The 11,766-nt window shown below is 55.2% G+C and carries 11 protein-coding genes; 4 read left to right on the plus strand and 7 right to left on the minus strand.

From position 1 onward, the window contains the following. Nucleotides 1–4: 4 nt before the first annotated feature. A complete protein-coding gene (locus tag ABD931_RS12355; RefSeq protein WP_345267485.1) occupies nucleotides 5–1,162 on the plus strand; it encodes an efflux RND transporter periplasmic adaptor subunit in 1,158 nt (385 codons plus the stop codon). Nucleotides 1,163–1,221: 59 nt separating this feature from the next. On the opposite strand, the gene ABD931_RS12360 is transcribed toward ABD931_RS12355, so the two are convergent. Genes ABD931_RS12360 through ABD931_RS12370 form a run of 3 tightly spaced genes read right to left on the minus strand, consistent with a single transcriptional unit; the run spans nucleotide 1,222 to nucleotide 3,534 of the window. Beyond that, on the minus strand, nucleotides 1,222–2,166 hold the full coding sequence (locus ABD931_RS12360; protein ID WP_345267487.1) for an SDR family oxidoreductase: 945 nt from the start codon (nucleotides 2,164–2,166) through the stop codon (nucleotides 1,222–1,224). A gap of 24 nt (nucleotides 2,167–2,190) precedes the next feature. Next, a complete protein-coding gene (locus ABD931_RS12365; RefSeq protein WP_345267489.1) occupies nucleotides 2,191–2,880 on the minus strand; it encodes a peptidylprolyl isomerase in 690 nt (229 codons plus the stop codon). A gap of 27 nt (nucleotides 2,881–2,907) precedes the next feature. After that, nucleotides 2,908–3,534 carry an ABC transporter ATP-binding protein gene (locus ABD931_RS12370; protein ID WP_345267491.1) on the minus strand — a complete coding sequence of 209 codons (627 nt, stop codon included), beginning with the start codon at nucleotides 3,532–3,534 and terminating at the stop codon, nucleotides 2,908–2,910. Between the two features lie 106 nt (nucleotides 3,535–3,640). On the opposite strand from ABD931_RS12370, the gene purN reads away from it, so the two are divergent. Further along, nucleotides 3,641–4,219 carry a phosphoribosylglycinamide formyltransferase gene (gene purN, locus ABD931_RS12375; RefSeq protein WP_345267493.1) on the plus strand — a complete coding sequence of 193 codons (579 nt, stop codon included), beginning with the start codon at nucleotides 3,641–3,643 and terminating at the stop codon, nucleotides 4,217–4,219. Nucleotides 4,220–4,229: 10 nt separating this feature from the next. Next, nucleotides 4,230–4,625: a hypothetical protein gene (locus ABD931_RS12380; RefSeq protein WP_345267495.1), complete on the plus strand. Its 396-nt coding sequence runs from the start codon at nucleotides 4,230–4,232 to the stop codon at nucleotides 4,623–4,625. A 56-nt stretch (nucleotides 4,626–4,681) separates the two neighbouring features. Here ABD931_RS12380 and ABD931_RS12385 read toward each other — a convergent pair whose 3' ends face one another. The 3 genes from ABD931_RS12385 to ABD931_RS12395 form a co-directional block, all read right to left on the minus strand. After that, complete coding sequence (locus ABD931_RS12385; protein ID WP_345267497.1) at nucleotides 4,682–4,915, minus strand: DUF4834 domain-containing protein; 234 nt, start codon at nucleotides 4,913–4,915, stop codon at nucleotides 4,682–4,684. 122 nt (nucleotides 4,916–5,037) lie between these two features. Beyond that, entirely contained in the window at nucleotides 5,038–6,552 is a 1,515-nt protein-coding gene (locus tag ABD931_RS12390; RefSeq protein WP_345267499.1) for a M28 family peptidase, read from the minus strand. A gap of 79 nt (nucleotides 6,553–6,631) precedes the next feature. Then, nucleotides 6,632–8,116 carry a sulfatase family protein gene (locus tag ABD931_RS12395; protein ID WP_345267501.1) on the minus strand — a complete coding sequence of 495 codons (1,485 nt, stop codon included), beginning with the start codon at nucleotides 8,114–8,116 and terminating at the stop codon, nucleotides 6,632–6,634. A 132-nt stretch (nucleotides 8,117–8,248) separates the two neighbouring features. Between ABD931_RS12395 and ABD931_RS12400 the strand changes: the two genes are divergently transcribed. Then, a complete protein-coding gene (locus tag ABD931_RS12400) occupies nucleotides 8,249–9,610 on the plus strand; it encodes a DUF4403 family protein (protein ID WP_345267503.1) in 1,362 nt (453 codons plus the stop codon). Here ABD931_RS12400 and ABD931_RS12405 read toward each other — a convergent pair. Next, entirely contained in the window at nucleotides 9,597–11,765 is a 2,169-nt protein-coding gene (locus tag ABD931_RS12405) for a 3-hydroxyacyl-CoA dehydrogenase NAD-binding domain-containing protein (protein WP_345267505.1), read from the minus strand. The genes ABD931_RS12400 and ABD931_RS12405 overlap by 14 nt on opposite strands. Nucleotide 11,766 lies beyond the last annotated feature (1 nt).

Here is an 11,766-nt window from a genome sequence, read left to right on the forward strand (position 1 = left end):
CACTATGAAGTACCTCTTGATTGTAGCGGCCGCCCTGACGCTGGCAGCGTGTTCGGGCAAAACAACCGAAGAACCTGATGCTGACCCACTCGCGGCCCAGGCTGCCCCCACCGCCGACCAGATCACCGTAACCGCCGAACAGCGCACGGCAATTGGCATCCAGACCGGCCCGGCCCAGATCAGCACCGTTAACGACGAAATTAAAGCCAATGGCGTAGTTGATGTGCCCCCGCAGTATATGGCCTCGGTCAGCGTACCCATTGCGGGTATCGTGAAAACCGTGCCGGTACTGGCCGGGCAACAAGTGCCCAAAGGTGGCACGCTGGCCACGCTTCAGAGTCTGGACTACATTCAGATGCAGCAGGATTACCTACAGGCGGTGAGCCAGCTTACGTTTCAGCAGCAGGAGCTGGAACGGCAGCGTACGCTCAATGCCGAAGACGTGGGCGCTAGGAAGCGCTTACAACAGGCCGAAGCTGAGTTCGGCAGCACGCGGGCGCTGGTACGTTCGCTCGACCTGAAACTCCGTACGCTGGGTACCGCCATGACCGCTCTGCAACAGGGGCAGCTATCGCCGGTGATTCGCATTACCTCGCCCGTCAGTGGCTACGTTACCACCACCAATGTGCATATCGGGCAGCAGGTTTCGCCGACGGATATTTTGTTTGATGTCATAAACCGCGATCATATGCATTTGGAGCTAAAGGTCTACGAAAACGACGCGTTTAAAGTCCGCAAGGGGCAGACTATTCTGCTCAACGATGCCAAACTGGGTGCCGAGACGGTGCGGGGTACGGTTTTCCTGGTCGGCAAGGCGTTTCAGGGCGAGGCCCATACCATCACCATTCACGGCCATGTCTCCGACGAACGGCAGGAGCAGCGTCTGATTCCGGGTATGTACCTGAACGCCCGTATCCTGACCGGCAGTCGCCAGGCCACCACCCTACCCGAAGAAGCCGTAGTTCGCAAAGGACAGGAGGGTGTTATTTACGTGGAAGTCAGTCCGAATACCTTCAAGCGCATCCCGGTACGCATCGGCTCCGCCGAGCAGGGCCGGGTGGAGATTACCCCCCTCCGCCCGGCCGATTTATCGAAAACGGTTTTAAAAGGAGCCTACCCGCTGGAAGCCGAACTGACCAAGGGCGAAGGGGAGGAGGAGTAACTATCGATGGTGTGTCTGCTTCGCTCGTCCGCGATTGTATCGCGGACGAGCAATGAGAGCTAACGCTCGTTGGTACGTACCGGCTTTAGCTGTCCCGCCAGCACGGCAATGCCTTCTTCAAAACTATGCGGAGCATAGCCGAGTACCGATACGGCTTTATCCAGAACGAAGCCGGTGCGGGGTGGCCGCCGGGCAGGTTGGGTAAAGGTAGATGCGTCGGCCTGGGCGATCAGGGATTTGTCTAACCCGAAGTAGTCGGCGGTCATGATGGCCATTTCGTAGGGCGTCAGAAAATCTTTGCCGGAGATGTTGAAGATACCCTTCGCTTCTTTATCGGCAATGAGCCAGCATCCCATCGCCAGGTCTTCGGCCAGGGTTGGGGAACGCCATTGGTCGGTAACCACCTTGATGGCTTTGCCGTCTTCCAGCGACTTTTTCACCCACAGAATGATGTTGCTGCGGCTCATGTCGTGGGCGATACCGTACACCAGCACCGTCCGGGCGATGGCCCAGCGAATATCCGAATGGATGACTACTTTCTCGGCGGCATATTTGCTCCAGCCGTAAAAACTGATGGGATTGGCCTCGGCCTCCTCATCGTACGGCCCGGCCGCTCCGTCGAAAATAAAATCGGTAGAGACGTGGACCAGGAAAATATCGCTAGCCCGGCAGGCTTCAATCAGGTACTCGACGGCCTGCACATTCTGCGCCCAGCAGTTGTCTTTCTCCGACTCGCACTGATCTACATTGGTCATCGCGGCCGTGTGGATGATGACCTGTGGCCGGGTTTCGGCAATGACCTCCAGCACCTGTTGCCGGTTGGTAATGTCCATCGCCCGGTAGGTGTAGCCATCGGTATAGGGTAGCCGGTTGGTACCTCGGGCGGTGGCAATCAGGTCTGTGTCGGGTTGCCGGGTGAGCAGGTCTACTAGTTTCTGGCCCAGCAGTCCGTTGGAGCCGGTAATCAGAATGCGTCGTTTTTCCATCCGGTGTTGAGTATTCATGTGTGAGGAGGTTTTATGTGCCGGCTAATTGTACAGATAACCGAACTGCTTCGTTATTTTCTTTTTCTTTACCCACTTGCCTGCCAGTGCCATCCGAATATCCTGATTGGGCCGGTCCATCGGGCCGCGAGCTTGTTTGGCAATGCTGTCAACCACCGCCAGGCCGTTGATCACCTGCCCAAACACGGTATAGTTGCCATCCAGGTGAGGGCTGCCGCCCAGCGTTTTATACGTCTGTTTTTGCTCTTCGGTAAAGGGACGGCCGCTGCGGGCCATCTGCTTCGCCAGATTTTCCTCGTCCCACACCCGGCCCTGCACAATGTAAAACTGGCAGCCGCTCGACGCCTTCTCGGGGTTGTTGTCGCGGGCTGCCGCCAGCGCCCCTTTTTTGTGGAATAATGCCGGTACAAACTCGGCAGGTACTTTATACCCTATATCACCACCCCCCAGCGGCTGCCCCGGCTCAGCCGAGCGGGAGTTGGGGTCGCCCCCCTGAATCATAAATCCCTCAATAATTCGGTGAAACAGCAGACCATCATAAAATTTCTGCTCCACCAGCTTTACAAAGTTTTCTTTATGCCTGGGTGTCTGGTCGTGCAGAATGAGGTGCATCGTACCAAAATCGGTTTTTAAGGTAACTAAATAATCTTTCTTCGACGGCTTCTGGGCAACCGCGAAAAAGGGGAGCAGCAGAAGCAGAATCAATCTGGGCATAGCTGGTGTAAAGACAAGGGTATGATTCTACAATTGCACGCGATTGGCAAATATATCTTTCAGGCGCTGATCGTGGGTGACCACGATCAGACTGGCCCCGATCTGCTCTGATTGTGTTTGCAGCAACTCGACCACGCGGCTACAGTTCTCGTCGTCGAGGTTGGAAGTAGGCTCATCGGCCAGAATAACACCCGGATGGTTCATCACGGCACGGGCAATCGACACGCGCTGCTGTTCTCCCTGGCTGATCTGCGTTGTTTTCCTGCCCAGATGATCGGCAAAGCCCAGTTGCTGAGCCAGGTGGCTGGCCCGTTCACGGGTCGGCGGCTGGTTGGCAAGGTAGTTGGCCAGCAGCAGGTTATCCATCACCGACAGCGCGCTGACAAAATGCGGTTTCTGGTAGACAATGCCCACGTGGGCGGCCCGGAAGGCGGCTGTTTCGGCGGGGTTGAGCCGGGTCAGGTCGGTATTGTTGATGACAACCGAGCCGCTTTCGGGCTTCAGCAGAAGTGCCAGCAGGTGGAGCAGTGTGGTTTTACCCGTACCCGAACGGCCCAGGATCAGCAGGGCTTCGCGGTCGTTACAGTGGATGTCCGGAAACGCAAATCGTTTGGTGGGTGAATAGGAAAATGTTAGCTGTTGGGTCGTCAGCATAAAGGCTCAGTTAGCGCAACGTCGGCGAGGTTCCGGCAAAAATAAGGAAAAGTCGTAATTTAGCGGCAGCGGCCGGGCATCCGGTCCCCACCAAGCAGCTAAGTTTGTGCCGAAACGTTCCATTGCCATTTTTGCCTCCGGCTCCGGCTCCAACGCCGAAAAAATAGCGGAGTATTTCGCCGGCCGTACCGATATAGAAATAGCCCTGATCCTGTCGAACAATCCAAAGGCGGGGGTGATCGAGCGGGCCCGGCGGTTCCACATCCCGGTGCTGCTCTTCGACCGCACCGGGTTTTACCAGACAGACCAGGTGACCAGTCTGTTGCAGAAGCAGGGAATCGACCTGATTGTGCTGGCCGGTTTCATGTGGTTGTTACCGGCGTCGCTGGTGCAGGCATTTCCCAACCGGATTGTCAATATTCATCCGGCCCTGCTGCCAAAATTTGGCGGAAAGGGTATGTACGGCCATTTTGTGCACGAAGCCGTGGTAGCCGCCGGTGAGGCTGAGTCGGGGATCACGATTCACTTTGTGAACGAGCAGTACGACGAAGGGCAGGTTATATTTCAGGCTAACTGCCCGGTTGAGCCGACGGATTCGCCGGACGAAGTAGCGCGGAAGGTACAGGTACTCGAACACCGGCACTACCCCAGGGTAGTGGATGAGGTATTGCAGCGGTTAGGCTAACAGACACTTTATGAAGATTAAGCAATTAGTTGGGATGTTGGGGCTGCTGATAAGCCTGACGGGCTGTTTTCGGCCCATTATTCCCCTGTCTACCCAGCCGCGCTACCCGGTCGATATCTTCTACGAAAATGAGCGTCCCGATCGTCCGTTTATGGAGATACAGGCCCTGGAGATGAAGGAGGAGACCCCGCTTAACCCAACGCAGAGAACAAAAGACGGGCGCATGGTCCGCCGGGGCAAAGATATGCAGGAGAAAGAACTGCTACTGGCCCGTTTGTCACTTCAGGCCAAACGACTGGGGGCCGATGCGCTGGTGAATGTCCGGTACAAATATTATACCTCAACCACCATGAACGGCTATATTCTGGAAGGCGTAGCCGTTCGCTACCGACCGGAAACCGAATAGCCTCGAATGCAAACGGGACGGCCGGCGGCCGTCCCGTTTGCTCTATAAAACAGTTGTTACTTCACTTCTTCGTAATCGACATAATCACCGCCCTGAATTTTGGATTCATTGGCGTTGGGTGGCACATGGTCGACGCGGATTTTTCCTTCCTTACCGGGCGCAGAGCGGGATGTTTGCTTTTTCTGCTCTTTCACCAACTGGCGACCAACCAGCAGATAAAACACAAACCGACGCACCGGCGGCACAAACACAATGATCAGGAAGGCGATAAATAAATACTTGATCAGCATGATGGTATTCGTTTCTATTATAACAAACGTAACAAATCCTGGAATAGTTTGAAGTCTTGGAACAGTCTGTAGTTTGAAGTCTGAAGTTGGCTGACGCCTGTTTAACTTCAAACCTCAAACCATCACCTGCCATAAAGCGCCTTGGCCGCCGGTTCGTACTTATCGCCGGCACTCCATTGTGGGCGGGTGGGCCGGTTGGCAATCAGCCTGGCCGCATGGGTATACGCCTGGCAGAATTTCAGGAGATAGTTGAAATCAATGGTGTCCGGGTTATCGGCTACCCGGTGGTAGTACTTCATCAGTTCTTCGTCGAAAGTGCGAAAGCCGGCTGAGAAGGTCGGAGCCGGTACACCTTTGACCGCAAAATTGACATTATCCGACCGGTCAAATAAGCCCTGCTCCGGAGCCGGGTCGCCCACTACACTAAGCCCGAAAGCTTTGGCACCGGCTTCAATATCTGCTTTGGCCCCGGTGCGGTCCAGCCCAATTACCGACACAATGGAGGTGTCGTTGTAGCCGGCATTGTCGATGTTCAGGTTAAAAATAGTCTGGTTCAGCGGCACCAGCGGGTGCTCGGCATAGTAGCGGCTGCCCAGCAAACCAATTTCTTCACCATTCAGCGCCACAATAATAATCGACCGTTTGGGTGGCTGCTCGCTAAAGGCTTTGGCGGCAGTAAGCAAGCCGACCACGCCCATCGCATTGTCCCGCGTTCCGTTGAAAATGCTGTCGGTTTCGCTGTAACCGGGACTACCTGGTTTGGCAACCCCAATATGGTCGAAGTGGGCCGATAGCATTACGTATTCATTTTTAAGTTTAGCATCTGTGCCTTCGATTACGCCCGCTACGTTTACGGCGTTGACCGACGTTAAAGGCCGGCCTGAGGTCTGGAGGCTCACCGGCTGGCCCGATTCTTTCAAGGCACCCAGTTGATTTTTTGCGTTATCGACCCAGATGGTGGGAAGTGCCGGCGATTGGGTACCGGAAGCCAGCGACAGTTGTTCGTTGGTAAGCGCCTGGGTAACATAGGCCCAGGGCATGGTACCGCTGGTGTACAGTTCAATCAGGGCAACGGCTCCTTTCTCGGCTGCCAGCCGGCGCTTTTGCTGCGAAGCGGCCAGCATACTACCCCCGGTTCCGCCTTCGGGCGAGCCCACCTGAGCCACCACCACTTTTCCGTTTACATTCCGATTGTTGTACCCATCGGCTCCTTCGGTAAGACCGTATCCGACATATACCGTTTCCGTGTTGAGGTCTGCCGGCGGACCGGCAATGACCACAAACTGTTTCTTGAATTCGAGAGGGGTGCCGCCAATGGTTAAAGAACCCGAACCGGTCGGCTTCACAAGTTGTAAGGGAACCGTCTGGTAAAAGTCCGTCTGGCCGGGTGCTGGTTTAAGACCAAGCAGCCGGAACTGTTCGGCAATGTAACGGGCGGCCACCATGTTGCCTGATGCCCCGGTTTTACGGCCCTGGAGTTCGTCGGCCGCCAGAAAACGAATATGGGCTTCTACGCTGGTGCGAGGCATGTTGGCTTCGGGCAGTTTAGCGAAGGATGAATTGGTCTTAGGCTGGGTAAAAGCGCTGGTGGTAGTAGCCAGTATGGCTAAAAAGAGGAGTGACCGTTGTTTGTTCATGCGATAATGGGAAATGGCTTTGCGAAAGTAACGTTTCTGGTCTGACAAGTGCTATTTAACCCGAATGTTCTGCTGCCGGTTACTGGCTACTCATTTCAACGGAACCGGCTTTGCAAACATTGGCACCCTCGCGCCGGGTCAGGGCGTCGCCCAGATCCTGCCGGGCGGTTTCGGCCAGTTCGAGCATCTGTTTTACAATCTCGGGATGCTGGTCTTTCACATCATAGGTTTCGGCGGGGTCACGGCGCAGGTCATACAAGGCAAAGAGAACGGTATCGTTCGGCGTTGGCCCCGGAAATCCGTCGTTGCCTGGTAGCTGCATATACGTACGGCCTTTGTGGGGCAGCATCAGTTTCCACCGATCTTTTCGCACCGCTTCCAGGTCATTTCGGTTGTAGTAGTAAAAGAAATGCGTACGGGGGGTAGCCGCCAGATCACCTGTTAGCAGGGGCAGGATATTTACACCGTCAATTTTGCGGTTGTCAGGTAAGGTAGCACCGGTAATAGCCGCCAGCGTGGTGTAGATATCAATCGTAGCGGCCATTTTGTGGCAGACGGCACCGCCCGGCACTACGCCCGGCCAGCGCACGATACACGGCACCCGCTGGCCACCCTCCCAACTGGAGCCTTTGCCCTGCCGCAGTCCACCCGATGAACCGGCATGGTTGCCGAAGTTGAGCCAGGGACCGTTGTCACTGGTGAAAATAACAAGGGTGTTTTCGTCGAGTTTGTTCTTCTTCAGGGCGTTCAGCACTTCGCCCACCGACCAGTCTATCTCTTCCATCACGTCGCCGTACAGCCCAACCGCGCTTTTACCCCGAAAACGTTTGGATGCGGCAATGGGTACGTGCGGCATACTGTGCGGCAGGTACAGGAAAAACGGCTGATTGCGATTTTTGCTGATAAACTGAACGGCTCGTTCGGTGTAGCGGGCGGTTAGCAGGGCCTGATCTTCCAGGGTCTTTATTTCCTCCACTTTGTTGTTCCCGTCGATCAGGGGCAGCACCGGATATTGACCCCGGTTAGGATGCTGTGCCGGATTATAGGCTGTGCCGTCGTAATAGACGGGCCACATATCGTTGGAGTAGGGGAGACCGAAGTACTCATCAAAGCCATGCTGTAACGGCAGAAACTCGCGCTGGTGGCCCAGGTGCCATTTGCCGAAAATGCCGGTGGCGTACTTTTTCTGTTTGAGCAGTTCGGCAATGGTTGTCTCCTCCGTATGAAGACCTGTTTTTGCCCAGGGCATCAGGGCACCCGAAATGCCGACGCGGTTGGGGTAACAACCCGTCATCAGAGCCGCCCGCGAGGCACTACATACCGCCTGGGCTGCGTAGAAGTGCGTAAACCGCATACCTTCCATCGCCAGACGGTCCAGGTTTGGGGTGTTATATCCATAAGCTCCGTAGGCATTCAGGTCGCCGTAGCCCAGATCATCCATAAAAATGAGAACAATGTTGGGCGGACGTTTTGCAACCGGCTTCCGGACAGCCAGAAAAGCGCCAAGTGCGGTTACCGCCAGTATGGCCGCTACAGCGAGAAGTGAAAAGGAGATGCGTTTCATAAGGTTTAGCGAATAGTCGACAGGGCAAGATACAAGGTATTCAGACGATAAAGGTGGCCAGACGCCGGATTTAATGAGCGTGACCGGAACATCGGGCTCATTTGGCAGTTTAGAAAACGGAGGTACATACAGATGAACAGACAACTCCTTTATGGGACAATACTATTCGTTTGCGCTTGCCAGCGCGTAAACCCGGAGCCTCCGCCGGCTGAAGGCTTCGATCTGCCCATTCCGACTACCCGCTCGTATGTGGCCGGTCCGGTGAGCTTCCGGCTTCGGGAACTGGAAACTAAAATCAACGAAAAGCTTGATCCGGTCCTGGTTGGTCCGAAAACTATTGAAGAGGCCAAAAAGAAATTGTTCTCGCTGCGTATTACCCGGTCGGGGCCGGTGCAGACCCAGTACACCAATCAACAGGTGCGGATCTCGGCTCCCCTGCAAATCTGGCTGTTGACGCCCCTGTCCCGCGATACGACCGGACGACCGTTTTGCTCCCTAAAGGTTCGTTTTCAAAGTCCCTTATCCGTATCGTCAGACTGGCGGTTGGCCAGTCAGGTGAAGTTTACCGATTATGAATGGATAAAGCCTCCTGAAATCAACCTGCTCGGTATCAAAATTTCGATGGAAAACTTTGTGCAGAAGGTCATGGAAAACAATGAGTCCCGGATCGAATCCGCCATTGATGCGGCCGTGTATGAGAACTTACGGCTCGACAAAATGGTAGCTCCCATCTGGCGGGATATTCAAAAACCGTTGCGTATAAACCGTGAGTTTGGGCTTTGGCTGATACCAAACCCCATTGGTGTCACGGCGGGGCCGATCCGGGGTAACAACGAAACCATCAGCGTACCCCTGCAAATCACTTTCGAAACAGAAACAGAGCTCCAACGCGAATCGCCGGCCCCCTCGAAACGGCCACTGCCCCAACTGCAGAAAAAGGCAGACCTTTCGCAAACGTCGGAATTATACCTGATGAGTTCTATTCCGTACCAGGACATCAACGAGATGCTTCAGCAGGCGTTGAACGGAAAAGATGTAAAAGTGGCCAAGGGCTTACTCTCCATCAAAGAAGCATCGGTGTACGGTGGGCAGCATGCCCTCATTATCCGGACCGAACTGAGTGGGCTCCTCAACGGCACAGTTTACATACAGGGGCGGCCGCGCTTTGATACATTGACGAATACGCTGGGTGTGACTAACCTCGACTTTGCAACCGGGACCAAATCTATATTGCCCCGGAAAATTGGAGCCGACATACAGGAGGAGGTCTGTGACCTGCTGGAAAAGCTCCTGAAAATATCCCTGGGGGATGAGCTCGCCCAACTCCCCCAGAAGATTGATGCCGCGTTTGACCGAAGCAGGGCCAGTCGTAAGGCAGATATTGACCTGAGTCAGTTTAGGTTTGTGCCTCAGAAAATAGCTGTCAGGCCGGATAGCCTGCAGGCGCTTATTAAAATCAAGTCGAACGTAGCGGTTGAGGTTAAGAACCTATAGCTTGCCCGGTCTCAACACCCGCCCGCACCATCTGCCGCAGCTTTTCGGTTGGCCGGAAGCGTTCGCCGTAGGTGTCGGCCAGCCGGTCGCATTCGCTCACAAAGGTATCAATACCTACAAATTCCACGAACGACAGCGTACCGCCGGTATACGGTGGAAAGCCCCAGCCCAGAATAGAGCCTAAATCGGCGTCGAGTCTGGTGCGGATCACCCCTTCCTCAAAGCAGCGAACGGTTTCAATAGCCTGCCGGTACAGCAGCCGCTTTTTGACTTCTTCAATTGGCGGTTGCTGTTCACGCAGCGGGAACAGGTCGCTCAGGCCGGGCCACAGGTGTTTTTTGCCGGCTTCGGGATACTCGTAGAAACCGGCTTTGGCTTTCTTGCCCAGCCGACCCAGGTCAACAAACATTTTGGCAACCTGGTAGCTGGTGTCTTCTTCTGTCAGCACTCCGTCTTTTACCGCCTGACCGGAGATTTTATATACCAGATCGAGCGCTACCTCGTCGGTCACCGCCAGCGGTCCCACCGGCATGCCCGCGTCTCTGCCCGCATTTTCGATCAGCACCGGATTGACCCCATCTTTAAGCAACGCCATACCTTCGGCGGTGTAGGTGCCGAATACCCGTGAGGTGTAGAACCCCCGGGAGTCGTTGACCACAATGGGCGTCTTCCGGATCTTCTTCACGTAATCCATGCTCAAAGCCAGGGCGTAGTCGGCCGTCTGCTTACCCATGATAATCTCCACTAACTGCATTTTATCGACGGGGGAGAAAAAGTGCAGGCCGATAAAGTTGTCGGGTTTGGCCGAGGCCTGCGCCAGTCCGGTGATGGGTAGGGTAGAGGTGTTGGAGGCAAAAACACCGTTTTCAGCCAGCATCGGCTCCGCTTCTTTTGTCACCTGTGCCTTCAACTCGCGGTTCTCGAACACGGCTTCGATAATGAGGTCGCAGCCCCGGAGGTCTTCGGCCTGATCGGTAGCCCGAAGCAGGTTCAGGATACCATCCACTTTAAATGGATCTACCTTGCCATGCTCAACCCCTTTTTTCAGCAGGGTACGAGAGTAGTCTTTGCCTTTTTCGGCGGCATCTACCGAGACATCTTTCAGCACAACCTGAATCCCGGCCAGCGCCGAAACATACGCAATGCCGGAGCCCATCATTCCCGCGCCCAGAATACCCAACTTCTTTACCTCCGTCGGCGGCACGTCTTTAGGCCGACCGGCTCCTTTAGTGGCCTCATTCATGCCCAGAAACATGGTCTGGATGAGGTTCTTCGCGACTTTTGAGGTGGCTACTTTTACAAAATACCGCCCTTCGATCTTCAGCGCCCGGTCAATGTTGACCTGCAAGCCCTCGTACACACAGGACATAATCGCCAGCGGAGCGGGGTAGTTGCCGCGGGTTTTATCCATCAGCATGGCCGTGCCGCCACTGAAAACCCGCACACCCGTGGGACTCTGCACAGCCCCGCCCGGTACCTTAAAATTATCTTTACCGACGATCTGACCCGTTTTGCGGTCGCGCTCATCCCAGGGTTGCAAGGGCGACGGATTGGCCGCTATCCAGGCTTTTGCCTTTTTCAGAAGCTCTTCGCGGCCGGCGGCAAGGTCATTGACAAGGCCTGCCTGCAGGGCTTCTTTAGGGGGCAGCCGCTTGCCTTCTACCAGCAGCGGCAGGGCTGCTTCCATACCCAGTATCCGGGGGAGTCGCTGTGTGCCTCCCCCGCCGGGCAGTAGTCCGATGGTCACTTCGGGCAGGCCGATCTGGCTTTTCGGCGTATCCATCGCAATGCGATAGTGGCAGGCCAGACAGATTTCAAAACCACCACCCAGAGCGGTGCCGTTGATGGCGGCTACGATGGGTTTACCGGAGGTCTCCATAGCGCGGAAGATGCGGTTCAGCTCCGACGAGACTTTTAGCATCCCGGCCGGATCTTTATCGTTATTTCGCAGGATCATCTTCAGGTCGGCACCGGCCACAAACTCGTTTTTATCCGACGTAATGATGATGCCCTTTATCGCCGAATCCTCGTAAGCCCGTTTCAGCGCTGCTTCAAACTCTGGAATGGATTCGTCATTCAAGACATTCATCGGGGCGCTGGTCATGTTCCAGCTTATGATGGCAACGTTTTGGTCAACGGTGTAGTGAATAGCCATG

Origin of the sequence: Nibrella viscosa (assembly GCF_039541875.1) — a bacterium.
GTDB lineage: Bacteria > Bacteroidota > Bacteroidia > Cytophagales > Spirosomataceae > Nibrella > Nibrella viscosa.